The 26,882-nt window shown below is 58.7% G+C and carries 27 protein-coding genes; 1 reads left to right on the forward strand and 26 read right to left on the reverse strand.

Annotated elements, in window-relative coordinates:
* Positions 1–90: 90 nt before the first annotated feature.
* From BMZ66_RS14565 to BMZ66_RS14605, 9 genes are all read right to left on the reverse strand, one after another.
* Complete coding sequence (locus tag BMZ66_RS14565; RefSeq protein WP_092674976.1) at positions 91–669, reverse strand: NuoI/complex I 23 kDa subunit family protein; 579 nt, start codon at positions 667–669, stop codon at positions 91–93.
* Positions 670–789: 120 nt separating this feature from the next.
* Positions 790–1,884 carry an NADH-quinone oxidoreductase subunit NuoH gene (nuoH, locus tag BMZ66_RS14570; RefSeq protein WP_092674980.1) on the reverse strand — a complete coding sequence of 365 codons (1,095 nt, stop codon included), beginning with the start codon at positions 1,882–1,884 and terminating at the stop codon, positions 790–792.
* 124 nt (positions 1,885–2,008) lie between these two features.
* Positions 2,009–3,025 (reverse strand): NADH-quinone oxidoreductase subunit G, encoded by a 1,017-nt coding sequence (locus BMZ66_RS14575; RefSeq protein WP_092674982.1) that lies wholly within the window; start codon positions 3,023–3,025, stop codon positions 2,009–2,011.
* A gap of 119 nt (positions 3,026–3,144) precedes the next feature.
* On the reverse strand, positions 3,145–4,485 hold the full coding sequence (nuoF, locus tag BMZ66_RS14580) for an NADH-quinone oxidoreductase subunit NuoF (protein ID WP_092674985.1): 1,341 nt from the start codon (positions 4,483–4,485) through the stop codon (positions 3,145–3,147).
* 31 nt (positions 4,486–4,516) lie between these two features.
* A complete protein-coding gene (locus BMZ66_RS14585) occupies positions 4,517–5,089 on the reverse strand; it encodes an NADH-quinone oxidoreductase subunit NuoE family protein (protein ID WP_092674988.1) in 573 nt (190 codons plus the stop codon).
* Between the two features lie 21 nt (positions 5,090–5,110).
* A complete protein-coding gene (locus BMZ66_RS14590) occupies positions 5,111–6,298 on the reverse strand; it encodes an NADH dehydrogenase (quinone) subunit D (protein ID WP_046244293.1) in 1,188 nt (395 codons plus the stop codon).
* Positions 6,299–6,518: 220 nt separating this feature from the next.
* A complete protein-coding gene (locus BMZ66_RS14595; protein ID WP_092674991.1) occupies positions 6,519–7,079 on the reverse strand; it encodes an NADH-quinone oxidoreductase subunit C in 561 nt (186 codons plus the stop codon).
* Between the two features lie 109 nt (positions 7,080–7,188).
* Complete coding sequence (locus BMZ66_RS14600; RefSeq protein WP_092674994.1) at positions 7,189–7,743, reverse strand: NADH-quinone oxidoreductase subunit B; 555 nt, start codon at positions 7,741–7,743, stop codon at positions 7,189–7,191.
* Positions 7,744–7,818: 75 nt separating this feature from the next.
* On the reverse strand, positions 7,819–8,211 hold the full coding sequence (locus BMZ66_RS14605) for an NADH-quinone oxidoreductase subunit A (RefSeq protein ID WP_092674997.1): 393 nt from the start codon (positions 8,209–8,211) through the stop codon (positions 7,819–7,821).
* A gap of 176 nt (positions 8,212–8,387) precedes the next feature.
* Between BMZ66_RS14605 and BMZ66_RS14610 the strand changes: the two genes are divergently transcribed.
* Positions 8,388–8,960: a hypothetical protein gene (locus BMZ66_RS14610; protein ID WP_143080224.1), complete on the forward strand. Its 573-nt coding sequence runs from the start codon at positions 8,388–8,390 to the stop codon at positions 8,958–8,960.
* Between the two features lie 81 nt (positions 8,961–9,041).
* Here BMZ66_RS14610 and pruA read toward each other — a convergent pair whose 3' ends face one another.
* The 17 genes from pruA to BMZ66_RS14695 form a co-directional block, all read right to left on the reverse strand.
* A complete protein-coding gene (gene pruA, locus BMZ66_RS14615; RefSeq protein ID WP_092675003.1) occupies positions 9,042–10,709 on the reverse strand; it encodes an L-glutamate gamma-semialdehyde dehydrogenase in 1,668 nt (555 codons plus the stop codon).
* A gap of 87 nt (positions 10,710–10,796) precedes the next feature.
* Positions 10,797–11,231: an energy transducer TonB gene (locus tag BMZ66_RS14620; protein WP_143080225.1), complete on the reverse strand. Its 435-nt coding sequence runs from the start codon at positions 11,229–11,231 to the stop codon at positions 10,797–10,799.
* 26 nt (positions 11,232–11,257) lie between these two features.
* Positions 11,258–11,806: a nucleoside/nucleotide kinase family protein gene (locus BMZ66_RS14625; RefSeq protein WP_092675009.1), complete on the reverse strand. Its 549-nt coding sequence runs from the start codon at positions 11,804–11,806 to the stop codon at positions 11,258–11,260.
* Between the two features lie 152 nt (positions 11,807–11,958).
* Positions 11,959–12,651, reverse strand: coding sequence for a YjjG family noncanonical pyrimidine nucleotidase (locus BMZ66_RS14630; RefSeq protein WP_092676103.1), 693 nt, complete (start codon positions 12,649–12,651; stop codon positions 11,959–11,961).
* A gap of 144 nt (positions 12,652–12,795) precedes the next feature.
* Positions 12,796–13,734, reverse strand: coding sequence for a geranylgeranylglycerol-phosphate geranylgeranyltransferase (locus BMZ66_RS14635; protein WP_143080226.1), 939 nt, complete (start codon positions 13,732–13,734; stop codon positions 12,796–12,798).
* Positions 13,735–13,869: 135 nt separating this feature from the next.
* The gene (locus BMZ66_RS14640; protein ID WP_068188929.1) at positions 13,870–14,064 is read right to left on the reverse strand and encodes a cold-shock protein; all 195 of its coding nucleotides are present in this window, start codon (positions 14,062–14,064) and stop codon (positions 13,870–13,872) included.
* Between the two features lie 142 nt (positions 14,065–14,206).
* Entirely contained in the window at positions 14,207–14,443 is a 237-nt protein-coding gene (iscX, locus tag BMZ66_RS14645; RefSeq protein ID WP_046244216.1) for a Fe-S cluster assembly protein IscX, read from the reverse strand.
* Between the two features lie 125 nt (positions 14,444–14,568).
* Positions 14,569–14,904 (reverse strand): 2Fe-2S iron-sulfur cluster-binding protein, encoded by a 336-nt coding sequence (locus tag BMZ66_RS14650; protein ID WP_234795107.1) that lies wholly within the window; start codon positions 14,902–14,904, stop codon positions 14,569–14,571.
* 71 nt (positions 14,905–14,975) lie between these two features.
* Positions 14,976–15,770, reverse strand: a complete 795-nt coding sequence (locus BMZ66_RS14655) for a Rossmann-like and DUF2520 domain-containing protein (RefSeq protein ID WP_143080227.1) — start codon at positions 15,768–15,770, stop codon at positions 14,976–14,978.
* A gap of 213 nt (positions 15,771–15,983) precedes the next feature.
* Complete coding sequence (gene ccsA, locus BMZ66_RS14660; RefSeq protein WP_092675023.1) at positions 15,984–18,584, reverse strand: cytochrome c biogenesis protein CcsA; 2,601 nt, start codon at positions 18,582–18,584, stop codon at positions 15,984–15,986.
* 22 nt (positions 18,585–18,606) lie between these two features.
* Positions 18,607–19,671, reverse strand: a complete 1,065-nt coding sequence (locus BMZ66_RS14665; protein WP_092675026.1) for a hypothetical protein — start codon at positions 19,669–19,671, stop codon at positions 18,607–18,609.
* Between the two features lie 102 nt (positions 19,672–19,773).
* A complete protein-coding gene (locus BMZ66_RS14670) occupies positions 19,774–20,202 on the reverse strand; it encodes a cytochrome c maturation protein CcmE domain-containing protein (protein WP_092675029.1) in 429 nt (142 codons plus the stop codon).
* Positions 20,203–20,294: 92 nt separating this feature from the next.
* Entirely contained in the window at positions 20,295–20,537 is a 243-nt protein-coding gene (locus tag BMZ66_RS14675) for a CcmD family protein (protein ID WP_092675033.1), read from the reverse strand.
* A complete protein-coding gene (gene ccsA, locus BMZ66_RS14680; protein ID WP_092675037.1) occupies positions 20,527–21,282 on the reverse strand; it encodes a cytochrome c biogenesis protein CcsA in 756 nt (251 codons plus the stop codon). Before ccsA (BMZ66_RS14680) ends, BMZ66_RS14675 begins: the two co-directional genes overlap by 11 nt.
* Positions 21,283–21,311: 29 nt before the next feature.
* On the reverse strand, positions 21,312–21,980 hold the full coding sequence (locus tag BMZ66_RS14685) for a heme exporter protein CcmB (protein WP_092676106.1): 669 nt from the start codon (positions 21,978–21,980) through the stop codon (positions 21,312–21,314).
* Between the two features lie 209 nt (positions 21,981–22,189).
* Positions 22,190–25,486: a PD40 domain-containing protein gene (locus BMZ66_RS14690; RefSeq protein ID WP_092675040.1), complete on the reverse strand. Its 3,297-nt coding sequence runs from the start codon at positions 25,484–25,486 to the stop codon at positions 22,190–22,192.
* Between the two features lie 196 nt (positions 25,487–25,682).
* Positions 25,683–26,759, reverse strand: a complete 1,077-nt coding sequence (locus tag BMZ66_RS14695; RefSeq protein ID WP_177204738.1) for an NAD(P)/FAD-dependent oxidoreductase — start codon at positions 26,757–26,759, stop codon at positions 25,683–25,685.
* Positions 26,760–26,882: the final 123 nt, after the last annotated feature.

Below are 26,882 nucleotides of genomic sequence, written 5' to 3' on the forward strand. Positions count from 1 at the left end.
GCATCTTATCACGCTTGCGCCGCGAGGATTAACATATTCTGACGAAAGCAGCGCTGATAAGATGCTTCCTTCGTCAGCATGACAGACGGATTATGCCAGTTGCGAACGCAGCTTGTCGGCTTGCTCGGGCGTGAGCTGGATGCCGCGCTTCGAGCGGTTGTCTGGCGTCACGGGCTCTACCAGCCGGTCTTTGCCGTAGATGAACTCATCGCGCTCAAAGCGCGGCGGGGCCATTTTGTCGGCTTGGAGGTACACGGCGGCTTTAGGGCAAGCTTCTTCACACAAGCCGCAGAAGATGCAGCGCAGCATGTTGATTTCGTAGCTGATGGCGTACTTCTCCTCGCGGTAGAGGTTCTCTTCGCCCTTCTTGCGCTCGCCGGCAACCATAGTGATGGCTTCGGCGGGGCAGGCGACGGCACACAGGCCGCAGGCAGTGCAACGCTCCCGGCCGGCTTCATCGCGCTTGAGCACGTGCAGGCCCCGGAAAACGGGAGAGAAGGGACGGGTCTCGTCGGGGTAACGAACGGTGACTTGTTTCTTGGTTGCGGCACGGAAAAAGTGACGCATTGTAATGGTCAGGCCCTGGAAAATAGCCGGCAGGTAGGCCCGCTCGGCCAGGGTCATGGGCTTCTTTTCGAGAACTTTGGCGCGTTTGCTTAGGGATTCCATAGGGTTTCTGTCATGCTGAGCTTGCGAAGCATCTTATCAGGTTCGCGAAGCCGCTGAGGTAACTTATTCTGACGAAGGAAGCGGAGATAAGATGCTTCCTTCGCCAGCATGACAAGCGGGTTACTTAATTACGCCGAAGGTAATCAGGCCGCCTGTCAACATGATGTTGAAGATGGCCAGGGGGATGAGGATGGTCCAGCCCAGGCGCATCAACTGGTCGTAGCGGAAGCGCGGCAGGGTCCAGCGCACCCACATGAAGAAGAAAATGAAGCTGAAGATTTTCGTAAACAAGCCCACCACACCAAGAATGGTGATGATATTCTGAGCTGTTACCAGCTCCAGGCCTTGCGACGACACCAGCCAGTTGCGCAGCTCGGCCTGGAAGGGGAAGTTAAAGCCGCCGAAGTACAGCACGCTCATCACGGCCGAAGCCACGAACACGTTGATGTACTCAGCAAACAGGTACAGACCCATTTTCATAGAGCTGTACTCGGTGTGGTAGCCGCCAATCAACTCGGTTTCGCATTCTGGCAAGTCGAAGGGTGTCCGGTTGGTCTCGGCGAAAGCGCACACGATGAAGATGATGAAGCCCAGTGGCTGCTTCATCACGTTCCAGTTAAAAATGTCGTTCCACACGAAAGGCGCTTCCGAGGTCTGCTGAAAGGTGATTTCGCGCAGCGACAAGGTGTTGGAAATCATCAGCACGGCAATCAGGGCGAGGCCCATGGCGATTTCGTAGCTGATGTTTTGCGAGGCAGCGCGAATGGCACCGAGCAGCGAGAACTTGTTGTTCGACGCCCAGCCACCAATCATGATGCCGTACACGCCCAGCGACACCATGCCGAACACGTAGAGCATGCCGACGTTGATTTCAATGCCTTGCAGGTGAATAGCCGTTTCGCCGAACTGCAGCACATTGCCGAAGGGAATAACCGCCGACGACATGAGCGCCGTGACCATTGCCAGGCAGGGCCCGAAAACGAACAGCGCCCGGTTGGCACCGGCTGGGAAGAATTCTTCTTTGGTGAAGAGTTTCACCGCATCAGCCAGCGGCTGCAACAGGCCAAAAGGACCCGCGCGGTCCGGGCCCACCCGGTCCTGTAGAAACGCGGCAATGACGCGCTCAGCGTAGGTAGAATAGGTGGCAATCAGCAGCGAAACGCCGAAAACTACCAGAACAACGAGGCCTTGCCAGCCCAGAATGGGAAGAGTCATATAGTATATGTCATGCTGAGCTTGCGAAGCATCTTATCACGTTCGCGCCGCTCGGGTAGGTATTGTTTCTGGCGAAGGCAGCCGTGATAAGATGCTTCCTTCGTCAGCATGACAGACGATTTAATTAGCCATTAATGCCGCCCAAACGCAGGGGCGGGTTACGTTCCAGCTCGCGGGTCGTGCTTTCTGGCAAGTCCAGAATTACCTGCGGGTTCACCACTGGCAATTCGTAGTGGTTCTGCGCAATAACCGAAGCACGGTTAATGTGCGCCGGGCCTTCGAGAACCCAGTCAGCAGTTTCCTTTTTATCAAAACGGCAGGTGTTGCAAATCCACTCTTTTACTTCGCCGTACTGGTCTTTGCGGGCCGTTACGCGGAGCACGTCCTTGCCTTTATACCAAAGGGTTACTTTGCCGCAGCACTTCTCGTTTTCGCACTCGCGGTGGGCGTTCACGGGTTTCGTAAACCACACGCGCTGCTTGAAGCGGAAGGTCTTATCAGTTAGCGCGCCCACGGGGCACACGTCGATGACGTTGCCGCTGAATTCGTTGTCGATGATGTTCTCGATGTAGGTGCCGATTTCCGAAGCATCGCCGCGGCCCAGTACGCCGTGCACACGCTCGGGGGTGAGCTGGTCGGCGGTGTACACGCAGCGGTAGCACAGGATGCAGCGCGTCATGTGCAGCTGAATGAGCGGGCCGATGTCGATTTTCTCGAAAGTGCGGCGCTCTTCCTCGTAGCGGGTGGTGCTCACGCCGTGCTCGAAGGCGAAGTCTTGTAGGTCGCACTCGCCGGCCTGGTCGCATACTGGGCAATCGAGCGGGTGGTTGATGAGCAGCATTTCCACGATGCCCTTACGCACGTCCATCACTTGCTGCGAAGTTGTGTTTTCGACCACCATGCCGTCTTGCACCGTGGTGATGCACGAGGCCACCAACTTGGGCATGGGGCGCGGGTCTTTGGCCGAACCGGCCGCCACGCGCACCAAACAGGCGCGGCACTTGCCGCCGGTGCCCTTCAGCGGGGTATAGTAGCACATGGCGGGCGGCACCACGCCCCCGCCAATCTGGCGAGCTGCGTTCAGGATAGTGGTTCCGTCCGGAACCTCTACCTCAATGCCGTCGAAGGTTATTTTAGCCATTGGTTATATATGTCATGCTGAGCGGAGCGAAGCATCTTATCACGTCTGCGCAGCTGTTGATTAGTATTTCTGACGAAAGCAGCGGTGATAAGATGCTTCCTTCGTCAGCATGACAGGCGTTAGGCCAATACCGGGGCACCGCGGTAAGCAGCGCCGGGAGCAGTGGCTTCTTTGGGGTTGGTCACGTGCCACTCAAACTCGTGGCGGAAGTGACGCACTGCAGCCGATACCGGCCACGCGGCGGCTTCGCCAAGCGGACAAATGGTGTTGCCTTCAATCTGCTTGGCTACGCTCACAATCAGGTCGATGTCGTGCATCGAGCCGTGGCCATGTTCGAGGCGGTGCAGTACTTTTTCCAGCCAACCCGTTCCCTCACGGCAGGGCGAGCATTGCCCGCACGACTCGTGGTGGTAGAAGCGGCTGAAGTTCCAGGTGTTCTTCACGATGCACGTGGTTTCGTCCATCGCAATGAAGCCGCCGGAGCCCAGCATGGTGCCCGTGATGAAGCCGCCGTCAGACAGCGACTCATAGGTCATCAGGCGGTTTTCGCCGGCCGCAGTTTTCAGGATAAGCTCTTTAGGAAGAATTGGAACAGACGAACCACCGGCCACAACAGCCTTCAGGTCGCGGCCTTTCCAGATGCCGCCGCAGTACTCATCGGAGTAGATGAATTCCTCCACCGGCACGCCCAGCTCAATTTCGTAGATGCCGGGTTTGTTCAGGTGGCCGCAGGCCGAAATCAGCTTGGTGCCCGTGCTTTTGCCGACGCCGATTTTGGCGTATTCGTCGCCGCCTTCGTTCACGATAACCGGCACGGCCGCAATAGTTTCCACGTTGTTAACCACCGTAGGACGGGCATAAAGGCCCTGCACAGCGGGGAATGGCGGCTTATTGCGCGGGTTGCCGCGCTTGCCTTCCAAAGATTCCAGCAGTGCGGTTTCTTCACCGCAGATGTAAGCGCCGGCACCGGGATGCACGTGCAAATCGAGCGAGTAGCCCGAGCCAAGGATGTTTTCGCCCAGGAAACCAGCCGCATAAGCCTCAGCAATAGCTTTTTCGAGAATGCGCAGCACGTACAACAACTCGCCGCGGATGTAGATGTAGCTGGTGCGCGCGCCCAGTGCGTAACTGCCCGCAATCATGCCCTCTATGAGCAAGTGGGGCAGTTTCGACATCAGCTGACGGTCCTTGAAGGTACCCGGCTCCGATTCGTCGGCGTTGCAGACGAGGTAGCGCGGCACGCCCTCGGGCTTGGCCAGAAAGCTCCATTTCATGCCCGTGGGGAAGCCTGCGCCGCCGCGGCCGCGCAGGCCCGACTTCTTCACTTCTTCCACCACTTCGTCGGGCGTCATGGTTTTGAGGGCCTTCTCCACGGAGCGGTAGCCGCCGTGCTTGCGGTACACGTCGAAGGTGTCGATGCCTTCAACGTTGATATGTTCAGTTAATAGCTTGCGGCCCATAATGGTAAGCGTTGTGCTGTTGGCCAGCCGATTAGTAGTTCTTCAGCGAGTTTGGTAACTCCGTTTCCTCCCAAGGCAGTATGGGGCGGTGCACCAGGCTCTTCAATTCGTTCAGCATGGCATCCACTGCTTCCGGCGTGTCCAGCTGCTCGTAGTATTTCTCGCGCACCTGCACGATGGGGGCGAAGCCGCAAGCAGCCAGGCACTCTACTTCCTTCAGGGTGAAGGTACCGTCGGGCGAAGTGCCACCCACCTTGGCGCCGGTGATGCGCTCCAGATGTTCCGTCAACTCATCAGAGCCGCGCAGCATGCAAGGGCCAGTGCGGCAGATTTCCAGCACGTGCTTGCCTACTGGCTTGAGGTTGTACTGCGTATAAAAAGACGACACTTCGTACACTTCAATCGGTTTGATTTTCAGTGTTTCGGCCACCAAATCCTGTACTTCGGGGCTCACCCAACCGCCAAATTCGGCTTGCGCAATGTGCAGAATCGGCAACAGGGCCGACTTGCTCTTGTCTTCCGGATAGTGCGTGAGCAGGCGTTTGATTTCCGCTTGAGCAGCGGGAGAAAATTGCGGTTTGGTCGGCGCGGTGGTCGGCTCCATATCAATTAGGTTCACAGAAAACTAGGCGTCCAGTTCGCCAGCGATGACGTTCATGGACGAGAGAATGACAATGGCGTCCGACAACGTCGTGCCCACGGCCATTTCCGGGTAAGCTTGGTAGTAGATAAAGCAGGGCCGGCGGAAGTGCAGGCGGTAGGGCGTGCGCCCACCGTCGGAAATCAGGTAGAAACCCAATTCGCCATTGCCGCCTTCCACGGAGTGATATACCTCGCCAACGGGCGCATCAATCTCGCCCATGATGATTTTGAAGTGGTAAATCAGGGCCTCCATGTTCTTATACACTTCCTGCTTGGCGGGCAAGTAGTAATGCGGAGCATCGGCATGGTAAGGGCCTTCGGGCAGGTTCTCCAGTGCTTGCTTGATGATGCGAAGGCTCTGCCAAATCTCCTCGTTACGGACGATGAAGCGGTCGTAGGTATCGCCGTTGGTGCCCACCGGAATGTCGAACTCGAAGTCTTCGTAAGAAGAGTAGGGATTCATGGCGCGCACGTCGTAGTCGACGCCCGCCGCCCGCAGGTTGGGGCCGGTGAAGCCGTAGTTCAACGCCTTTTCCGCCGAAATCGGGCCCACGTTCACCACGCGGTCCATAAAAATGCGGTTGCGGTTGAACATAGATTCGAACTCCTTCATCACGGCCGGGAAGGTCTTCAGCCAGTCACGCAGCTTTTGCAGCGCCACCGGTGAGAAATCCCGCTCCATGCCGCCCACACGGCCCATGTTGGTGGTCAGGCGCGAGCCGCACACCTCCTCATAGATTTCATAAATCTTCTCACGCTCCTGGAACACGTACAGGAAGCCGGTGAAGGCGCCGGTATCTACACCCAGGATGGAGTTGCAAATCAGGTGGTCGGCAATACGAGCCAACTCCATCATAATCACGCGCATGTACTGCGCCCGCTTGGGCACGGTCACGCCGAGCAGCTTCTCTACCGTCATATGCCAGCCCATGTTGTTGATGGGCGACGAACAGTAGTTCATCCGGTCGGTGAGGGGCGTGATTTGGTAGAACGGCCGGCGCTCCGCGATTTTCTCAAACGCGCGGTGGATGTAGCCAATGGTGGGCACGCCGGACACAATTCGCTCGCCATCCATTTGCAGGATGTTCTGGAAAATGCCGTGCGTGGCCGGGTGCGTGGGGCCCAGGTTCAGCGTCGTCAGCTCCTGGCTGAAGTCGTTGAGCAGGGGCATGAGCTGGCCGTGGCGCTGCGCTACGGCCTCCTCGTGTATTTTATGGGTGCCTTCCAGCGTGTCGTTTACTGCCATTTTATTCTTGTCGATGAGGGGTGGCGTCTGTCATCCTGAGCTTGCGAAGGACCTTCTCAGGTCCGGGCAAATGCACTGCAAATTGTTCTAGCTTGAGAAGGTCCTTCGCAAGCTCAGGATGACAGGTATGCGCATGACAAATGGCCTAGCGGCCGAAAAACAGGTCGGTTTTGTCTTCGCGGGTACCGTCCTCGAGCGGGTATTCACGCCGCATCGGGAAGTAGTCCATGTCCTCGACGTTGAGGATGCGAATGAGATTGGGGTGGCCGGTGAAGATGACTCCGTAGAAGTCGTAGGCCTCGCGTTCCATCCAGTTGGCGGTGGCGTAGAGGTCGGTCAGGGTCGGCACCACCGGGTCGGTGATGGGGAAATAGATTTTTATCCGCAGGCGAATGTTCTGCGTCAGGCTGTGCAGATGGTAAATCATGCCCAGCTCCTTGCCCTCGTTCTCGGGGTAGTTGATGCCGCACATGGTGGTCAGGAAATGAAACCTGATTTCCTGGTCCTGTTGCAAGCCAGCGATGATGTCGTGTATGCGTTCCCGCGTGGTGGTCACCGTGAGCAGGCCGTAGGGCTCCTCAATGTCGGTAAAGGTGCCCTCGCCAAACAGGCTGGTGAGCAAAGCCAGCACCCGCGCATTCTGGACCTTAATCGGGTCTTCGGCAACTGGAGCTTCGGGAGCGGCGGCAGATTCCTGAGGATTCATTCTTTGGTAGCTATTAGCTTTTAGCGGCTAGCTGTTAGCTTTCTTTTCGAGCCGGAAATCTGATTGCCCGAGAGAGCTAACAGCTAACAGCTAATGGCTAACAGCTAATTTACTTGATGTTGTACGACGCCAGCAGGGCCTGATACTCGGGCGCATTGCGGCGGCGGAATGATTCGTTTTTGGCGAGGTCCTGCACGCGCATCAGGCCGTCGAGCACTTGCTCGGGGCGGGGCGGGCAGCCGGGCACGTACACGTCGACCGGGATGATGCGGTCGATGCCTTGCAGCACTGAGTACGAGTCGAAAATTCCGCCTGAGCAGGCGCAGGCGCCCATGGCCAGCACCCAGCGGGGCTCGGCCATTTGCTCATACACTTGCTTCACAATAGGAGCCATTTTCTTGGCAATGGTGCCCATTACCATGAGCAAGTCAGCCTGGCGGGGCGAGAAGCTGGGGCGCTCGGAGCCGAAGCGCGAGATGTCGTAGTGCGAGCCCATGGTAGCCATGAACTCGATGCCGCAGCAAGATGTAGCGAAGGGTAAGGGCCAGAGCGAGTTAGCGCGGGCAATGCCCACTACTTTCTCCAGCGAAGTGGCGAAGAAGCCAGCGCCTTCAACGCCCTCGGGGGCCTCGACAGTTTTGATTTCTGGAACTCGGGTATCCATAGTTGAGATGGGTCAGTTTGGAGGGCCTAATGGCCTAGTTACGAACACCAGCGGCGCCGCAAAAGTTTGGCTGAATCAGGCTTCGTTCCAGCGCAGGATGCCCTTTTTGATAATGTATGCAAAACCCGCGAGCAGGAAGAACATAAACAGAATCATGGCAATGAAACCGTCGTTGCCCAAGGCGCGGAAGTTCACGGCCCAGGGGTACATGAAGATGACTTCTACATCGAACAGCACGAAAACAATGGCCGTGAGGAAGTACTTCACCGAAATTGGAGTGCGGGCGTTGCCGACAGACTCGATGCCGCATTCGAAGGAGGCGTCTTTCACGGCGCTCGTGCGCTTGGGCCCTACCAAGTGCGACACAATCATGGCGAAGGCCACAAATGCCAAAGCCAGACCAAATTGAATGAGGATAGGGAGGTAATCGGAAGGCTGATAATTAGCAGCAGACTGGACTAATAACATAGCTGTGAGATTAGAGGATGGCAGCAGCCAAGGGCGCTGAAGGGCAAAGGTAGGGCTTACGGGGTTGGGGCGCAATGTTAGCAGATACCTTAGATTGTTGATGGGCTAAACCGCTTAACTATTACCTATAGTCACCGTAGTTTGAGCCATAAACTCATCTTTTAACAGCTACCTGAATGAACAAGCGTCTATTGGGATGTACACTGATTGCTTTGATGATTTCGAGCCATGCCTGGGCTCAGTCGTGCGATTGCGACTACCTTAAATCGGAAGTATCCCGATTGAAAGCAGAGAATGCTTTTTTGCGCAAAAATGCTCCTAAAAGCGTTGAGACTGCTTCCGTGCCTACGCAGTCGGTTCCTGCCCAACCAGCGAGTGCCGTTGCCCAAAAGCAGACCATAGAGCAGGTAGAATACAGCCTGGTGCGCGCGACAGGCAACATCAAAGCGCAAACTGTGCAGGTCGATATATTGGTTAAAAACACGGGGCCCACGCGCGACCTGCAGTTTCAGGGCTTACTTGGCGTTGATGCGAGCGGTGAGCAGTACCAGACATATGATGTTGGCTTTGGCAACAGCCCTCGGAGCAAGGTGACGACCAACGTGCCGGTAAAAGCAGCCGGCGTTATCAAGAAAATATTACCTTCTGTGAAAAGTTTTTCAGTGCTAACCTTTACCGTATTTCGGAGTGATTCCGGACCCGGCAATCCAAGCTTTGAATTCCGAAATGTGCCTATTGTGTGGAAATAGGTGGATTCGCAACATTACGGTAAGTAAAAAAAGGGCTGCCCCAACTAGAGGGCAGCCCTTTCACTTTTGAATTGCTAACTATTAAAAACCGCCAGCAGCTACGTCCAGGTTTTCGCCGGTAGCAGCACCCAGGAACGGGTAGCGGTAGTCTACTGGCGGCACGAAGGTCTCCTTGATGGCGCGAGGCGATACCCAACGCAGCAGGTTGAGGATGGAGCCGGCTTTGTCGTTGGTGCCGGAGGCGCGGGCGCCGCCGAAGGGCTGCTGACCAACCACGGCACCGGTGGGCTTGTCGTTGATGTAGAAGTTGCCGGCCGCGTTCTGCAGGCGTTTCGAGGCCAGGTCGATGGCGTAACGGTCTTGCGAGAACACCGCCCCGGTGAGGGCGTAGGGCGAGGTGCTGTCAACGAGGTCGAGGGTTTCCTCAAACTTGTCGGCGTCGTACACATGAATGGTCAGCACGGGGCCGAAAAGCTCCTCGCACATGGTGACATACTTCGGGTCCTTGGCCACGATGACTGTGGGCTCCACGAAGTAGCCTTTCGACTTGTCGTAGTTGCCGCCGGCGATGATTTCAGCGTCCGGGTCGGACTTGGCGCCGTCGATGTACTTGGCTAGCTTATCGAACGAAGCTTCGGTGATAACGGCGTTGATGAAGTTGCTGAAATCCTCCACGTCGCCCATTTTGAGGGATTTGAGGTCTTCTACCAGGTAACCTTTCACTTCCTCATAGATGTTGCTGGGCAGGTACACGCGCGAGGCGGCCGAGCATTTCTGACCCTGGTACTCAAAGGCACCGCGCGTAATGGCGGTGGCTACGGCCTTGGCGTGCGCCGAGGGGTGGGCCAGGATGAAGTCCTTGCCGCCGGTTTCGCCCACGATGCGGGGGTAGGACTTGTACTTGTGAATGTTCTGGCCAATGGTCTTCCAGATGTTCTGGAACACGCCCGTGGAACCGGTAAAGTGGATGCCGGCAAAGTCGCGGTGATTGAACAACACCTCACCGGCTGTGGGGCCGTCGACGTACACGAGGTTGATAACACCGTCGGGCACGCCGGCTTCCTTGAACAGCTCCATCAGCACCTGGGCCGAATAAATCTGGGTGTTGGCGGGCTTCCACACTACCACGTTGCCCATCATGGCGACGCAGGAGGGGAGGTTGCCGGCAATAGAAGTGAAGTTGAAGGGTGTGAGGGCGAACACGAAGCCTTCGAGCGGGCGGTGCTCCAAGCGGTTCCACATGCCGGGCGATGACTGCGGCTGCTGCTCGTAAATCTCGCGCATGAAGTGCACGTTGTAGCGGAAGAAGTCAATCAGCTCGCAGGCCGCGTCGATTTCAGCCTGGAAAGCATTCTTGCTCTGGCCCAGCATGGTGGCTGCGTTGATGCGCGCCCGGTAAGGGCCGGCCAGTAGCTCAGCAGCTTTGAGGAAAATGGCGGCGCGGTGCTCCCAGGGCATTTCGGCCCACATGGGGCGGGCAGCTAAAGCTGCGTCCACGGCCTGCTGCACGTGGCTGGCATCGCCCAAATGGAAGTGACCGAGGGTGTGCTGGTGGTCGTGGGGCGGGCTGATGCGCTCCATTTTGCCGGTGCGTACTTCCTGGCCGCCGATGTGCATGGGAATGTCCAGCTCCAGCTGCTTGAGGCGCTTAAGCTCGCGGTGCAGCTCGGCGCGCTCGGGCGAATCGGGCGCGTAGCCTTTTACCGGTTCATTAATCGGGGTCGGGACGTTGAAAAAGCCGTTGGCCATAGGGTTCGGGTTAGGTGTGGCGTGGGAGTTTTGGTGGGAGAGGGGCAAAGGTATAGGCTGAGTGGTACAGCTGTACTTGAAGCCTGACTAGTGCGTGCGACGCCTTTTAGGAGGTTCTGCATAAAACCGCACGATGATGTTCATTGTGGAATTCACCCCTTTCCCTCCGGTAGAAGCAGGCGTAAACGTCAGTTTTTTAGCTATTTGGTTGGCTTCTTCAACAAGCAGCGGGTTGTTGGTGTAAGCAAATCTCAAACAGGAAGGCTTGCCAAGACTATCAATTAGTACTATGTACATCACGGCGCCTATTCTCTCTTTATCGTCCGTGTAGTTGATTAATCTATCTTTTCCGAAAGCAATTTCCGGATACCTATCAAATAGTATTAAACCCCTAAGACCCTTATCGAGGTAAGCTGCCCAAAACTTGTCTTCAACCTCATAAATTGAATCACAACGAGTTTGCGCTTGACAGTTAGTTGTCAGGCATATCACACAAATCATGGGAAGGATGAAGTGCTTCACCGCGCTGCTGCAATGATAGAGCTCCGTTACAACTGCTTTACCAGCTGTCTCACCTGCTGCTCCAGGTCCTTGTAAGTACCGGTGTTGTGAATGGTGAAGTCGAAGTGCGCGTAGTCGTCCATGGCCACTTCGCTGGGGTGGTTGTCATCGCGGGTGCCATCGCCGCGCTGTTTCAGCGGGTCGCCTTCGATGCGCAACATGAGGCCGCCGCGAGCCCGAATGGGGTCGGCTTCGTTGGGGAAGCGCACGTCGGGCACGAGCATGAAGGCATCGGGTGGGAGGCGGGCAAAGAAGGCATCGACCCACACCATGGGCTCCCACACGCGCAGGGCCTGGCCTACTTGCTGCAGCATTTCGCCGCGGGTGCGCTTAAAAGCCGGTACGAACTGCGCCTTGCCCTGTTGGCTGTAGTAGGGCGCCACGTCTTCGCCCGTGAGGGCCGCACATACGGACTTAATGGAATCGCCAAACGAGCTGATTTGCCAAATGCGCTCGGGCTGCATCTGCTGCAGCAGGCGCGCCACGGTGTCTTTGCCGCTGCCGCGGCGGCCCGACATGCCAATGAGGTGTATCATGGGAGGGGGTAGTTTTACCAAATGCTGCCTGTCATCCTTAATCTTGCGTCCGCGCAGCGAAGGACCTTATGACAGACGAAATGCTTGCAGTATCCAAGCGGCTGCAGCCGTGATAAGGCCCTTCGCTACGCTCAGGATGACAGGAAGAGGACTTATAAAATGTCTTTTAACTCGCTCAAGCAGCTGATTTCGTGCGTGATTTGATTGAAGTGGCGCCTTTTATCCGGGTTAAAATACACCTGGTCAATACCGGCGTTGTAGGCGCCCAGCACGTCGCATTCCAGGTTGTCGCCTATCATGAGGCTCTCGGTTTTGGTGGCGCCGGTGCGCTGCAGGGCATGGGCAAACATGCGTGGGTCGGGCTTGAGGTGGCCGCTGTGCTCGGAGGTAATTATTTCCTCGAAGTAGTGCGAAAGGTTGGAAGACGCCAGCTTGAGGGCTTGAATGTCGTTGAAACCGTTAGTAATCAGGTGCAGGCGGTAATTGGGTTTGAGGTAGTCCAGCACCTCGTGGGTGAAGGGGAATACCGCCGACTTCTGGGGGAGAATGTCGGTAAACTCATCCGAGATGGTGGTTGGAATCTCGGTTTCGGGCACGCCCAGTTTGGTGAGTGTCCGTAAAAAACGCACCTCGCGCAGCTGCTTCTGCGAAATCTTATTGCTTTGGTAGAGGCGCCACAGCGCGTGGTTGATATCGCTGTAAACCCGCACGAACTCATCAACCTTGAAGGTGCGGTAACGAGCAAAGTCGTGCCGCTCAAATAGAGTGTGCAAGGTCTCGTTGGCGTTTTTCTCGAAGTCCCACAATGTATGGTCGAGGTCGAAGAAAAGGTGACGGTATTTCATTTCAACAATTATCAAGTTTTCGTAGTAGAACGTCATGCTGAGCTTGCCGAAGCATCTCTACCGCGTAACTAACCAGATTTAGTATTGAAGTAGAGATGCTTCGGCAAGCTCAGCATGACGTTTCTTTAACTTATTATTTCAGTTCTACCCCACGCCCCCGGCCAGCGCCATGCTCAACACGCCGGCTAGCATAATGCCCTTGCACCAAGTGCTGAGGTAGGTAAAATGGCGTCGGCGGTCGGCCCGGATGAGCAGGCGCGTGAGCTGGGCCATGGGCAAGAGCACCAACACCGTGAGCCAAATGGCTAGCGGCCAATGCCCGCTCACAAACATGTTGCCGGTAGCGCCGAGGGTAAGTAACGCCAGGCAGCCCAGGAAGATGCCCGCCACCCATTTTGTTTGGGCCACGCCCACCACCAAGGGCAGGGTGCGGCAACCGTGCTGGGCATCGCCGCGCATGTCTTCCACATCTTTCACAATTTCGCGCACCACAGTAAGCAGGAAAGCTGCAAGCGCGTACGGCCATACCACGCTGTTGCTATCGTTGCGCTCCAGCTGCAATTGCAGCTCGGGCAGGAGCACCAGCGCCGCCGTAAGCGTGGCAATGCTCACGTTGCCCACCAAAGCCACGCGTTTGAACCGGGCCGAGTAGCCCCACAGCAGCAGCGCCGTGCCCAGCGTGACGGCACCCAGCACCGGGTGCAGCCAGCCGGCCAGCAGCACCCCCACGCCACTGAGCAGCAAGTGGGCCAGCATGGCCTTGCGGCGATTCACCACGCGGCCTATCAACAAGCGGTCGGGCCGGTTGATGGCGTCGATTTTGACGTCGTAATAGTCGTTGATGATGTAGCCCCCGGCCGCTACGAACAGCGCCGCCAGCACCAGGGACCCAAAGCGGAGGTCGAGCAGCGCCGTGGCCAGCGGCAGCTCGGGCAGGAGCAGGCCGGCCCGCACCAGCGCAAGGCACAGCAGCATAATGAGCAGGTTGGGCCAGCGCACCAGCGTGGGCAGGGCCGTGCGCAGCCGGTCCGCCGGGGGCGGGGGCACTGCAGGGACAGGCGGCTTGGGCGGGCGCGGGTTCATTCGGGAATTGGGAAGAATGCAAAGGTCGGCCAAAGTGCCGGCCGGTAGCTGCAAGTTGGGCGCGGCGGGGCAACAAAAAAGCTTCTCCGAGAGGGAGAAGCTTTCTGTGGGTTTCCCCAAGGTCGTTAGCGGTCGTTAGACTTTGCGCACGTTCACGGCATTAATACCCTTGCGGCCTTCCTGCGTTTCGAACTCAACCCGGTCGTTTTGTTGCACGGTAGCCCCGTTCAGGCCGGTTACGTGCACGAAGAAATCTTCCTTCGTTTGGTCGTCGGTAACGAAGCCGTAGCCTTTGGCTTCGTTGAAAAATTTGATGATGCCGGTTTTCATGCAAAAAAACAAAAATGGAAAGATGGGAAACTGCCCGGGTAAAGGCTGCGGGTATGCCTGAAATGCAAGTTTACTGCACTTCAGAGCAGCTTACGCGGGAAATCAGCGCCGGGTTGGCTGGCCGGCGCCGTAACCCCATCCGTTATTGGTTGTCGCGCCACTCGTACACCCACTTGGCCTGAATCTGCTCGAGGTGGCCCTCGGTGGCCTGCTCACGGGTGCCGTTGAAGTTGTTAAGGCTCAGAACCCACTCAATCAAATCGGTGAAGCGGATGCGGTAGATTTTGGCTTCCGTGAAATCGTCGCCGAATTTCTCGTAGAGCGCCATGGCAATATCCTCGTGGTCGGCCCAGTGCATGGGCGGCTCGAAATGGGGCATGTTGGGTTAGGGTAAGAGGGTTAGGGGGTAAGAGGGCAGGAGTTTTCAGGGTGAAGGGTACAAAGGGTGACTTTTCCCCTCTTTCCCTCTTGCCCTCCTACCCCCTAACCCTCTTACCCTAAAAATTAATGTCCCAGGAAGTGCTGGGGCGGAATGGTGACCACCAGCTGCATGTTGGCTTCCACCACGCACTGGCAGGCGAGGCGGGAGTTGATGCGCGGGTTCTCGGCGCGGTCAATGAAGTCCTCTTCCTTGTCGCTGATTTCGGGCAGGTCGTCGCCGCCCGAGTTGATGTAGATGTGGCAGGTGCTGCAACCGCAAACGCCGCCGCAATTGTGCTGGAGCTGGATGCCGTTGTTGAGGGCCACGTCGAGCACCGACTCGCCGGGGGCCGCCACATGGGTTTGGGCCGGCTGGCCGTCGCTGAGCTGGAAGGTGATAGTGGTGGCGGGAACAGACAAAACTAGAAGCGAATAGTGCGAAATAAAACACGGCGTTTGCCGCCGCAAAGGTACTCTGCCCACCCCCGGCATCAAAGCTGGGTCTGAATGCTGGCCGTGAGCTGCTCATAAAGCGCCTTCCAGGCCGGGTGGGCCGCCAGCGCGGCCTGATGAGCGGCCAAGGTTGGGGCATCGCGGCGGACGGCGGGCCCAGTTTGGACGGCAAACGGCGGATTAGCCAGGGCTTTGTCTACCGTTTCGCGCACCAAAGGGGCCAGCAGCGCCGCCGGGAGGTTGGCCTCGGTCAGCAGGGCATCAGCAATGCCTAACAGGTGGTTGGTGAAATTGTTGGCAAACACCGCCGCCACGTGCAGTTTGAGGCGTTGCGCCGAGCTGAGCAGGCGCACGTGCTGGCTGAGGCTGCGAGCCAAGGCAAGAAGCGTGGCTTCGGCCGCTGAATCGGTGGCTTCGATGCACAGGGGTACGGTAGACCAATCAACGGCGCGGCCGGGGCTGAACGTTTGCAGTGGATAAAAAACGCCGCCATGTACGGTGGGTTGCGAGGCGAAAACGGCCAGTGACAGGGCACCGGCCAGGTGTGCTACCAGCCCGCCGGCGGGCCAGGGGGTACTGGCCAGCAGCGAGGCTACGGCTGCATCGGGCACAGCTAACAGATATACATCGGCCAGCGGCAGGGGAGAGGCTAGCGTAGTCAGGGCCTGCGTGCCGGGCAGTTGAGCGGCCAGGGTTTTAGCGGCTGGAACGGTGCGATTCCACACAAATACCACCTGGTGGCCAGCGGCAGCCAGCGCTGGACCCAACTGGCTGGCTACGCGGCCGGCTCCCAGCAAGCCGATGCGCAAGGACGCGGGGTTACGGTTATTCATGGCCACTAAGAACGGTGCCAGCAGCACGCCGGAAAGAGACTGAAAGACTGGTCATGGCCGGCTGGCAAGACTATGGAGCAATTTCTTGCGATAAGGATGGGCACGATGCTTTGCTGATAAAAGAAAGCGGGGCACTGCTATCATACATAGAAAAGCCGCTTCAAATACCTTCGAAGCGGCTTTTCTATGTGGTTGGTTGCAATTTCGGTGGCGTTAGCTCACTGGTTGCGGGCGCACATTGCGGGCCGGGGCTGCGGTGCTGGCGGCATCGGGCGCTTCCGTGATAACACCCTTGCGGCCGCGCTGCCGCACGCTCAGGCCGAAGCCGAGGGCCATGAGCAGCGTGCCGCTCCAAAGCAGGTTGATGAAGGGCTTCTCCATGGCCTTAAGAATGACATAGTCCTTCTGGGTGGTGCTCACGCCAAAGGTGAACTTGCCGGCCACGGGGTCGATGTTGTTGAGGCTCAAGCGTACGCCGAGGTCATCTACTTCGTCGGGCACGCGGCCCACGAGGCGGTTGCGCACCACGAACACCGGGTGCACATGGTACTGACGCTTTTCGCCGTGCACAATCATGTCGGCCTGCAGGGCGAGGTCGCCTTTCTGCAGGTTGAGGCCCGCGGTTTCGTGGGCCGGCTCAATGGCCCGGAACACGGCAAAATAGTCGTTGAGGAAGATGGTGTCACCTACGGCCAGCACGTGCTCCTTCACGTCACTCCACTGCTTTTCCTTGCGCGGGTCGAGCACCGAGCTCACGTGCGAGTAAATGTCATGGCCCCAGAACTTTTTGATGGCCGGCGAAGCCAGCAGGCCACCACCGCCCATCTCGTCGTTTACCTGAGCGCGGGGGTAGAGCACAAACTGCTCGCCTGACTCCTTATCCTTGTAGGTGATGCGGTAGTAGGTGTTCTCGGGCATGATGGCGACGGTGTCGCCGGTCTTATAGTAGGTCTTGCCCTCGGCCACGATGGGGGCCCGGGCTAGGGCCTTGTAGTCGTCGTCGGTGCGGAACAGGAACTGCTTGTCCACGTAGCCGGGCACACCGGGCACATCGAAGTACTGACCGGTGTAGGTCAGCTCGTACTTCTGCATGGTCGTGGTTTCGTTACGCCACAGCAGCACGTTGTCGCGGTTCAGCTCTTCGTCGAACTCGCGCGAGTAGAGCAAGCCCGACACGTTGCGGGAAATGATGTTGGAGTAGCCGGCCGAAGCCAGTACGCCCAGCAGCATCAGCGCAATGCCTAAGTGAGCCACGGCTCCGCCCGAAAGGCTGATGCCGCGCCGCAGCAGGGTGAAGATGGTGCCAAAGTTGGCCAGCACGCCAAACAAGCCCGCCAGCGTGAGCACCACGTAGGCCGGCGAAATGCTCAAGCCATTGTAGCGCACCAGCAGCACCACCAGGGCCGTGCCCAGCAAGGTGAGCAGGACAGGGGCCGTGAGCGAGTTCACCAGCGTGTTTTTGTCGTTGCGCTGCCACCACATGATTTGGGCCAGGCCCGAAAGCAGGGCTACAAATACGCCCATCCAGAGCTGGGCTTTGGAGTAGTGAGCAATCTGGTCGGCAGGTAGGGCCACGTTGGTTTTAATGCCAATCAGGCCCATGAAGGAATTATAAACGGGAATGCTGGTGGTGAAAAGCACCTGGAAGGCGCCCAGGCACAGCACCGTAGCCCCCACAAATACCCACAGCTCCGGGTTGTAAAGCGTCAGCTCTTTCTCCGAAATTGGAATCTCTTTCCAGCGGTACACTAGCAGGGCAATGGCCAGCACCGAGAAGACAGCGAGGTAGATAAACAGCTGCCCGGAAAGGCCAAGGTCCGTGAAGGAGTGCACCGAGGCATTGCCCAGCACGCCGCTCCGGGTGAGGAAGGTGGCGTAGAGAATGAGAATAAACGTGGCCACCACCAGCGCAAACGAAGTGCGCAGGCCGGTGCGGCGCTTCTGCCACAGCACCATTCCGTGCAATGAAGCCACCAGCACAAGCCACGGAATGTAAACGGCATTTTCCACCGGGTCCCAGTTCCAGTAGCCGCCGAAGTTCAGGGTTTCGTAGGCCCAGTAGGCGCCCATTACCACGCCCACGCCCAGTACGCCGCCGCCAATAAGTGTCCAGGGCAAAGCGGGCTTAACCCAGGCGGTCAGCTCACGCTTCCAAAGGCCAGCAATGGCGAAGGCAAATGGCACCAGCGTAAGGGCGAAGCCCAGGAACAGCGTGGGGGGGTGAATCACCATCCAATAGTTCTGCAGCAGGGCATTGAGGCCGGTGCCGTCTTTGGGCACGAAGTCGGGGTTCATCTTGAACACCGGCAGGTCGGTCATGAAATCGCGAAGCAAGATGAACGGCGACGAGCCAATCTTCACATCGCCCAGCACTACGCCGAGAATCATGCTCACCAAAAACAGCTGCACGCCGCTGAAAATGGCCATTACTGGCGCTTCCCACTTGCGGTTGAAACGCATAATGAAGAAGCCCAACACCACGTGCCAGAAAATCCAGAGCAGGAAGCTGCCCTCCTGGCCTTCCCAGAAGCAGGAAATCATGTATTCCACCGGGAGGTGGTTGGAGCTGTGGCTCCAGGCGTAGTAATACTCGTAGCGGTGCGCCTGAATGATGTTGAATAGGCAGCCTACTACCGTGAGCACGGCCGCACCGTGCACGAAAAAAGCCACGCGCGCAATGCGCAGCCAGTTGGTGTCATCATCGCCGAGCTTCCGGCCCCGCGTGGCCTGGAAGTAGCTGTAAGCGGCCACCAGCGCCGCCGCAAACGCCACGATGACGCTCAGGTGGCCAATGTTTCCTACTAGTAAGTTCATATGTACAGAATATCAGGCAAATTTACCGCACCGCCGCCGGAGCTGGCAGACTTAATAACAACTGGTCGGTGAAAAAGTGACCACGCACGGGGTGACAAGTGATGGCAACGGCAATATTTTTTATGCCAGCTTGCCGCCACTTGCGTACCGGCACCTGGCCCTGCCTGCGGTTGGTGGACTCTTTGACAAGCTGTCGAGATAATAACACTTGTCCGCTCACAGGGTTGGTGATGACGACAGAAAGGCGGGAGTTGCGGGGGTATTTGGCCAGTGGCAACTCCAGCACCTCGGCGTTGGGCAGCGCGGTGGCGCTGGGCATAGCGGCATTGGGGCCGTAGGCATACCACCATTGGCGAAGGCGGACTGGCGCCGGCCCGGCCTCGCCCTTAGCCGTCACCACCTGGTAGTCATACACGCCCGGCCCGGGGAGGGTGTCCGTCACTGCATAGTCGGTAGCCGCCTGGCCGTAGGTGTCGCGTTGCACGGGCACGAGCTGCACCTCGGTGCTGCGGTACTCATGCACTTCGCGCCGCATAATCCGGAAAGCAGGAGTGGAAGCCAGCGAATCGGGCAGCGTCCAGCGCAGCTCAATAAGCTGGCTGGCGGTGGGCAGCACGCGGGTGGGGCTGGGTGGGAAATAACTAACCGGCATGCCCATGGCCCGCCCGCTCACTTGCAGGGTAAACTGGCAGAAGTCTTTTAGGTACCCATCCACGTTGAGGAGATAGGGCTGGCCGGCGCGCAACGAATCCAGTGTCACAAACACATCGTCCTGCGTGCCAAGCGAGGTGCAGCTGAGCACCTGATACGTGGCCGGCTGGCAGGGTTGGCCGGTGAGAACCACCAACTGCACGCCGCGCACGTCGCGGCATTTCTGGCCCCCAATGTTGATGAAATAGCGGCCCGTATTTGCTGGCCTAAACTCAAACCACTGGTCGTTATGGTACTGAATACATTTGTCCGTCAGGCGTTCATCAACGCAGCCGCGCTGCACGGTGCAGCCCGTGGTGCTGGAGGTAACAACCTCTTCCAGGCGCAGCACCCGGCGGTTTTCAATGTTGTCGTTGGCCACCTGGGCCGCGGCCATGGGCACAAGGGCCGCCAGTAAAAGCAGTTGAAAGAGCGCGCAGTGCCAGAAGCGAAATGTCGTTTCAGCGGCGGGCCCTATCAAATGCGCGGTTGTCAACGATTATTGCACGGAAGCAGTGGCTCCGTCCAAGTCCTTCTTCACGTACTTACTGGGGCACTTCAGCAGGATTTTATCGGCCAGAAATACTTCGCCTTTCATTTGGCCGGTGATTACAACTTGTTCTGACGCATCGAAGTCCTGAGGCTTGGGCTCAAGATACACCACGCGCTGAGCCACTTGAAGGGTATCAATCAGCGTAAAGCTAAAATAGCTGGCGTCCTTGGTTGGGTTGTACTCCAAACCAATCGGGCGCTTTTGCTCGTCGCGCGGCAACTTGCCCACTACGTGCACTTTAGTATTGTTGCCTTCGGCGGCCCGCAGTCGGGCTTCGCCAAAGCCGACGTACACGCTGGCATCGGCGGTGGTGCTAAGGATGATGGCGGCGGCCACCGCAATGATGGCCATGACGAAAAGGTGCGACTTCTTCATAGGAGGAACGTAATCGAGGCGGGGTGAACAGCGCGAGGGGAATCGCTACTACTTCTAAATTACAACAGCTTGCGCAGGGGTTGGGTGCCCAACTATTTTTTTATTTGTTGCTCCAGCTTACTGACCTTGCGGTCGAGAGTGATGAGGTAAAGTATCAGGCCGGCCACAATCAGCCCGACCACTGCCACCACCACGTAGATTTTGCCGTTGGCCCGGAGGGCATCGGCCATCTCGGGGTCGGCACCCGACTGGGCAAAGGCGCCCGTAGCGGAAAAGAGCAGGGGCAAGAGCAGCAGAAAGAAGCCAGCCAGGCGCTGGAAAGAACTAGTTTTCATCGTGTTTCAATTGCAGGAAAGCAAAGCGGCTGCTAACCTGGGTGAGCCAGAAGGCAAACAAAATCCAGCCGATAACGGCGGGGTAAAACACCTTCCGCATGGTGTCGTCGAGGTCGTACTGATTGAACCCGGGGTTGCCGGTTTGGCCGGGGTGCAGCGACGGCCCGCTGAGGCGGGGCAAAATGAATAGCAGCGGCACCACGGCCGCAAAAGCGAAGATGTTGTAAATGGCCGATACCCGGGCCCGTTGCTGCTCGTCGCGGAAGGAGCCGCGCAGCACCAGGTAGGCGCCGTAGATGAGCATGGCCACAGCTGCACCGTTCAGGCGCGGGTCGGGCGTCCACCAGGCTCCCCAGGTAAACCGAGCCCACAGGCTGCCGGTGGCTAGGCCCAGCATGCCCAGCACGATGCCCGTCTTGGCCGACTCGTGGGCCAGCACATCGAGCCGCTCCGAGGGATTGCGCAAATACCGGATGGAGTACCACACCGACACCATGAGCACCATGAGCATGGAAAACCACATGGGCACGTGGAAAAACAGGTTGCGAATGCTCTCGTTCACAATGGGTAGGGCCGGCACGCTCACCAACACGCCCGCCACGGAAGCACCGATGAGCAAGACGGCCGTTGCCGCTTTCCAGAGCCAGCCCGAGCTGCGCTGCTCAATCAGGCGCTGGCCGCCCCACACGCCCAGCACGGTGAATAGCACTCCGAGTACACTGCCAATAATTCTTGCACTATTCATAAGAAAATCAATGCATTGGACGCGGTGCGCTAGCCGCGCCACAGATAAGGAAACAACACATAGGACAGCGCTCCAACCAATAGGTTCAGGGCCAGCAGCGTGAGCAGGGATTGGTCGCTTACGCTACGGTCGAGCCCGTCGAGGGCATTTTTGCTCACTTTGATGAGCAATAGCAGCATGGGCACCATCACCGGGAAGCCGAGAATGGCCATGAGGGTAGCGCCGTTGCCGCCGGCTTTGGCCGCAATGCCCGACACCAGCGTGAGCGTGGTGGCAAACCCCACGGCGCCCAGCAGCAGATTGGCCAAAAACAGCGGCGTATCCTGAATGGGATTGCCGAGGAAAACCGTGTAGAGAAACAGGCCTAGAAGCGCCACCGCTACCAGGAGCAGGGCGTTGTAGAGCATTTTGGCCAGTATAACGGCCTGGGGCCGCACCAGCGTATAGTAGTAGAGGCGCTGGCCGGGGCTTTCCTGCATGAAGCCCTTAGCCACGGCATTGATGGCTGCAAACAACAGAATAACCCAGAACAGCGCGTTCCAGGCTGGGGCCGGGGGCTGGCCGCCCCGCAGGCTGAAGCTCAGAAAGCACACAAACACCGTGCTGCCCACGTACAACAGCAACCCACCCAGCGCCGACTTCTGCCGCCATTCCAGGCGGAAGTCTTTGGCTAACAGAGTGGTGATTTCGCGAAGCAAGGGCACAGGCAAGGGGGTGGTTTCGGGCCGCAAAGATACGACCGAACCCGCCTGAAACGGTGAGTGAATAAGTGATGAGCGGAGAACTCAAGCCCAGCCAGGCCGCCAGCGCCAATGCCAAGCTGAAACATGGATTGCTGCGGCAACCGCCAAAAAAAGCGCCACCGGATGATTCCGGTGGCGCTAAGGACTTTGGGCTTAGCTTGGGCTTAGAAGTCGTAGCCCAGTGTGAAGTAGAACTTCGGGCCGCGGGTTACATAGTCTTCCTGGCCCCAGGCCACGTCTACCTTGCCATAGAAGCCGAGGAGAGTGGTGCGGGCCCCCACGCCGTAGCCCACCAGGAAGGGGTTGCGGAAGTTGATTACAGTGGCAGAGAAGAAGTTGCCGCCGAGGATTACCTGTTCGGTATTGGCCGAGTTGTCGACGCCAAAAGGACTGGAGCCCGAGTAGGCCGTGCCGGCATCGGCAAAGCCGGTGAGCTGCAGGTTGCGGAAGAAGCCGGAGTAAATGGGCTTGCGGGCGAAATACTGCACAATGGGAAAGCGCAGCTCCGTGTTGAACACCAGGTAGCGCGGGCCGCTGCGGGCGCCGTAGTCGAAGCCCCGCAGGTTGGTAACGAACTCCTGATTGAAAATCTGGTCGGGCGCCGAGAAGTTTTCCGGGAAGCGGCTGCCTTCGTAGCCGGCGTTCAGCCAGTTGTCCATGCCGCCCAAGCGGAACAGCTGCGGGCGCGGGCCAAAAAACTGCCCGTAGCTGGCCCGGCTGGCCCATGTGATGGAACGGCTGATTTTCTGGTAGTGTCGCAGGTCGACCACGAACTTGCCGAAGTTCAGGCCTCTGTCGTCGAGGCTTTTTTGCTGCTGAACGCTCGCCTTCATGCGGGTGCCGGTCACCATGTTCACGCCGGTGGTGAGGCTGTTGTCAAAAACGATTTCGCCGTGGTAGCCGAGGTAGTTGAAGTTTTCGTCGTTTTCGGTCGACACGTCGCCGAGCAGCGTGCGGGAGATGTTCACGTAGCGGGGGCCTCCGCGCACGCTCAGGTTGTGCGTGAGGGGGTAGGCAATGGTGGGTGCTACCTCGTGGCGGCCGTAGCGGAAACGGTTCCGCTCAATGTCGAAGAAGTAAGCCTGCTTCTGGTAGGCCACGCCCCAGTCGTAGCGCTTGGTCAGGTTGGTGTAGGAGACCCGAATATTGCTGGTGCGCAAATCAAACAAGCCAAACAAGCTGGCGTCAATGCGTTGGTTTTCCAGTACATCGGTGAGAGCCGCCCGGAACTGCAGGCCCAAGCCCAGCAGCGGGTCCATGAGCAGGGCCGTAGACACGTTGTCGGCCATGAAGCGGGTGTCGTAGCGGAAAGGGCCCGTGAGCGAGGGGGCATCGGCTTTGGCTTGCGCTGCCTCCGAGGCGGCAGTCGGCGTCAGGCGCCGGCGCTTCGTTTGAGAAGGCTGTATGGGTTCGTCTTCCTCAAACTGATAGTCGCTGGTATTAACTGTTTTGCTGGGCTCAGTAGGCGTAGCGGGCGCGGGCGCAGCCGCCGTGGTAGGTGCAACAGGCGCGGCAGCAGAGTCGGTAGGCACTGCAGTATCCGATACCAGCGGAGACGTCGGCACTGGTGCCGGCTTGGGAGCGGGCCTCGGAGCAGCGGCGCGGGGCGGCGCCGAACGGTCTTCCAGAGTCTGCTGGCGGGCCGTTTTGGCGAGGGGCAGCGCCGTGGGCAGCGGGTAGGTAGGGTAAACGTACAAGATGTCGCGGGACTGCGCCGGTGCCACAAACACCAGCGACGACGTTTGGGTATTGTAATCGAAGTCCTGCGTGTTGGGCAGCCAGTTGGTGAGCAGGGTGCGCTCCTTCGTCGTCAGCGAATAGCGGTATACGGCCCGCACGCCGCTTTCTTCGCCCAGGTACATAATCTCGTCGTCGGAAATGGCCCGGGGCCGGGTTTCGTTCGAGATGGTGCTCACCAAGGTTTCCACGGGCGTAGTCCGGCCGTCGAGGTGGTACATGAACAGGTCATAGTTGTTCACCACGTTCTGGAACGTTGCGGGCCGGGCCTGGCCTGCTGAGTCGAGGTAGCGGTTGGAGCTAAACACGAGGCCCTTGCCACCGGGCAGAAACACGGGCTGCACATCATCGAACAAGTCATTGGTGAGCTGTTCGGGCTTGCGGCTGCCGGCGCGGAGGAGGTAAATGTCGTTCTGGCCGTTGCGAACGGCGCTATACACCAACGCTTTGCCGTCGGGTGAGTAGCTCATGCTCAGCACTTGGTCGTAGGCGCCAAACAAGGAAGTTGGCCGCGAAAAGCGAATGGCTTCGCGCACCCGGTTCACCAATCCGTTGCCATTGGCGTCGCGTAGGCGCAGGGCCATTTCGCCGCGCCGCATTTCAGCCATGGCCACTTGGCCGTTGCCGCGCCAGGCCAGCACGGGCAGGCGGGTTTCCACTTGCTGGTCAGGAGTTTTGTGCCCGCCGCGGCTGATGATGTGGCGGCGCGAGCCGTCGCGGTTCATGACCATCACGCGGTAGCGGCCCTGTTCGTTTTGGGCGTAGGCCACCTGCTGCCCGTTGGGGCTGAGGATGGGCTGCGAAAACACGTCGGCGTGGCGGTTGCGGCCACTCTGCCGGAATTTCTTGTCCGGCTCCACCAATGTGGCTACGGGTTGGCCGTTCAGTTCGCGGTAGTAGGTGAGCCAGTCTTTCAAAAACACTTTGTACGGCACGTTCAGCGAGGAGCTGATGCCCACTTCCACGTCGCGCGTGATGCGCGTCAGGTTGAGAATGTTTTGAATAGTGGTGTAGCCGTAGCGCTCGGCCACGTAGTTCCATACGCTCTGGCCGGCCAGGGTGGAGTTGCGGAGGAAAAATGGCGCGGTGCGGTTGCCGGTGGGGTGCTGCTTGCTCATGTCGCGCATGAAGCCGTCCATGTCCACGCTCCAGCCCTCGGCCGCGTAGGCCGCTGCCCCGCCAATAAACCAGTCGGGCAGCTGCAGCAAGTAGCTGCTTTGCAGTACTTCTTTCAGCGAGCCACCGTACATCATGTCGTTCAGCAGCACTTCCGTAATCTGGGTGCTGAGCTCGCGCTTGAAGTCGGTTTCCTGTCCGGTGAAGGCGATTTGCACCTTGCTCATGCGGGCCAGTGGGGTTTCGCCGCCATTTATCTGCTGCTGCGTGGCCGTGAGGCCAATGTTGCTCTGCCGCAGGTCGCCCACCGAGTTGTAGAACAACATGGTGGTTTTGGAATAGGGGTAGTACCCAATCAGGGCCGTGATGCGCTGCAGCTCCTTTTCGGCGTACTCGGCCGCCCGGCGGGCGCTGGGCTCGCCGCCCTGGTAGTACATCACGTTAAAGTTTTGTGTGCTGAGCTGCTGCCACCGAAACTCCTTGTGCTGAATACGTACCCGCCCAAACGGCTCCTGGGCCGTCTGAGCCCGCGCCTCCGGCGTGAAAAGCAACGGGTAGAGCAGCGCCAGAGCCCCCAGCGTGCGCTTCGCGAATAGTGGAATGGTCATAGAAGAGGCAACGAGCAAAGACGAGAGTTAGTCCGCTGAAACGCTGATTTTTTTCGAGTTTCCTACCAGAGCCTCATCCGTGAGCTGAGTGGTCCGGGCGTGCTGAAGTAAAGGCAATTAACGCAAATTTGTTCCAGGGCGCATCAGATAGTTTGTAAACCGCAATACAACCTGCCGGGCCGGTCGCCACTTGTACTCAGCTTACGCTAATGGGTTGCAGGGCGTTGTAGCGCTGCAGGCTGGTGTCGGGCCATATTTCGGCCCGGCCTTCCAGCCAGTCGGCCAGCAGCACGGCCAGCCGCGGAGCCAGCATCACGCCCTTGGAACCGTAGCCGCCGCAAAAGCTTAGCGATGGCACCGTAGGGTGTGGCCCTAGCAGCGGCCGGCGGTCGCGCACGGCGGGCCGCACACCGGCCCGCTGGCCTACCACGGCAAACGGCAAGTCGGTGATAACCGACAACCTAGCTGCCAACTCCTCGCGGCCCACGGCAGTAACACCATCGGCAAACGGTGGCCACCGGTACGTGGCCCCCACCCGAAACCGGGCAGCGCCCACCGGCACCACGTAGGCCCCCCGATTGAGGACCTGCGCCGTGCTCAATCCGGCGCATTCCACGTCCAGCACCTCGCCTTGGTTGGGCGTGAGGGGCAGCCAGCTGAAGTACGGGTTGCGTACGGCCGCCGCGCCTTCGCAGCAAACGACGTGGCGCGCCCGCACCTGCCCGGCGTAAGTGGCTCCGTCTGCGTCGGTACTGAGGCGGCTCCAATCGAAGGTTTCGGCACGCAGCCAGCCGTCGCGGGTGCCTTCGCCGGCCAGCGCGGCCAGCAGCTCGCGCACGGCCACGTGCCCGCCGTGCTGCAGCCAGGCGCCGCCGAAGGGCCCGTGCACGCCCGGTAGGGCCGGGTCGGCGGTTTCGAAGCCTGCCACAAAATGCTCCCAAGGGTTGTCGGCGCTGCGGGCCAGCACGGCATTCTGCTCTTCTACGGAGCTGAATAGCTTAAAAATAGGTGTCTCGACAAAAAACTCCTGACCAAAGCGCTGCTCCAGCTCGCGGTAGAACTCGGCCGCGAACGGCAGCAGCTCGGCCCCGCGCCACGTGAGGGCAAAGCGCTTGCCGGCCACAGGATTCATGAGCCCGGCAGCCACGTTGGAGGCCGAATTGGCCTGCCCCGGGTCGTACACCAGCACTTGGTGGCCCCGCTGCCGCAGCACGTAGGCCAGGGTAGCGCCCGCAATGCCGTGGCCCACTACCAAAAAGTCACAGTCTGTCATGACTGGCAAGGTAAGAAATGCTACGCTTAAATAAGGACGCACGAGAGCGCACGCCTTTGGCATTCAAAAAGCTCTATTCTTACTCCTTAATTCTTCATTAATCAGCGCGTCGTACCTTTCCGC

The sequence above is a fragment of the Hymenobacter arizonensis genome (assembly GCF_900115775.1).
GTDB classification, from domain to species: Bacteria; Bacteroidota; Bacteroidia; order Cytophagales; family Hymenobacteraceae; genus Hymenobacter; species Hymenobacter arizonensis.

Excerpts from the sequence above, each read along its gene's own strand:
- nuoF (WP_092674985.1), bottom strand. The coding sequence starts at position 4,485 with ATGGGCCGCAAGCTATTAACTGAACATATCAACGTTGAAGGCATCGAC.
- BMZ66_RS14590 (WP_046244293.1), bottom strand. The coding sequence starts at position 6,298 with ATGCCCCTGCTCAACGACTTCAGCCAGGAGCTGACGACGCTGAACCTG.
- BMZ66_RS14565 (WP_092674976.1), bottom strand. The coding sequence starts at position 669 with ATGGAATCCCTAAGCAAACGCGCCAAAGTTCTCGAAAAGAAGCCCATG.
- iscX (WP_046244216.1), bottom strand. The coding sequence starts at position 14,443 with ATGCCCCATTTCGAGCCGCCCATGCACTGGGCCGACCACGAGGATATT.
- ccsA (WP_092675023.1), bottom strand. The coding sequence starts at position 18,584 with ATGAACTTACTAGTAGGAAACATTGGCCACCTGAGCGTCATCGTGGCG.
- BMZ66_RS14655 (WP_143080227.1), bottom strand. The coding sequence starts at position 15,770 with ATGAATAACCGTAACCCCGCGTCCTTGCGCATCGGCTTGCTGGGAGCC.
- BMZ66_RS14605 (WP_092674997.1), bottom strand. The coding sequence starts at position 8,211 with ATGTTATTAGTCCAGTCTGCTGCTAATTATCAGCCTTCCGATTACCTC.
- BMZ66_RS14640 (WP_068188929.1), bottom strand. The coding sequence starts at position 14,064 with ATGAAAACCGGCATCATCAAATTTTTCAACGAAGCCAAAGGCTACGGC.
- BMZ66_RS14635 (WP_143080226.1), bottom strand. The coding sequence starts at position 13,734 with ATGAACCCGCGCCCGCCCAAGCCGCCTGTCCCTGCAGTGCCCCCGCCC.
- BMZ66_RS14585 (WP_092674988.1), bottom strand. The coding sequence starts at position 5,089 with ATGGAGCCGACCACCGCGCCGACCAAACCGCAATTTTCTCCCGCTGCT.
- BMZ66_RS14670 (WP_092675029.1), bottom strand. The coding sequence starts at position 20,202 with ATGAAGAAGTCGCACCTTTTCGTCATGGCCATCATTGCGGTGGCCGCC.
- nuoH (WP_092674980.1), bottom strand. The coding sequence starts at position 1,884 with ATGACTCTTCCCATTCTGGGCTGGCAAGGCCTCGTTGTTCTGGTAGTT.
- BMZ66_RS14600 (WP_092674994.1), bottom strand. The coding sequence starts at position 7,743 with ATGGATACCCGAGTTCCAGAAATCAAAACTGTCGAGGCCCCCGAGGGC.
- BMZ66_RS14595 (WP_092674991.1), bottom strand. The coding sequence starts at position 7,079 with ATGAATCCTCAGGAATCTGCCGCCGCTCCCGAAGCTCCAGTTGCCGAA.
- BMZ66_RS14630 (WP_092676103.1), bottom strand. The coding sequence starts at position 12,651 with ATGAAATACCGTCACCTTTTCTTCGACCTCGACCATACATTGTGGGAC.
- BMZ66_RS14675 (WP_092675033.1), bottom strand. The coding sequence starts at position 20,537 with ATGAAAACTAGTTCTTTCCAGCGCCTGGCTGGCTTCTTTCTGCTGCTC.
- BMZ66_RS14625 (WP_092675009.1), bottom strand. The coding sequence starts at position 11,806 with ATGATACACCTCATTGGCATGTCGGGCCGCCGCGGCAGCGGCAAAGAC.
- BMZ66_RS14575 (WP_092674982.1), bottom strand. The coding sequence starts at position 3,025 with ATGGCTAAAATAACCTTCGACGGCATTGAGGTAGAGGTTCCGGACGGA.
- BMZ66_RS14610 (WP_143080224.1), top strand. The coding sequence starts at position 8,388 with ATGAACAAGCGTCTATTGGGATGTACACTGATTGCTTTGATGATTTCG.
- pruA (WP_092675003.1), bottom strand. The coding sequence starts at position 10,709 with ATGGCCAACGGCTTTTTCAACGTCCCGACCCCGATTAATGAACCGGTA.
- ccsA (WP_092675037.1), bottom strand. The coding sequence starts at position 21,282 with ATGAATAGTGCAAGAATTATTGGCAGTGTACTCGGAGTGCTATTCACC.
- BMZ66_RS14665 (WP_092675026.1), bottom strand. The coding sequence starts at position 19,671 with ATGGCCGCGGCCCAGGTGGCCAACGACAACATTGAAAACCGCCGGGTG.
- BMZ66_RS14695 (WP_177204738.1), bottom strand. The coding sequence starts at position 26,759 with ATGACAGACTGTGACTTTTTGGTAGTGGGCCACGGCATTGCGGGCGCT.
- BMZ66_RS14690 (WP_092675040.1), bottom strand. The coding sequence starts at position 25,486 with ATGACCATTCCACTATTCGCGAAGCGCACGCTGGGGGCTCTGGCGCTG.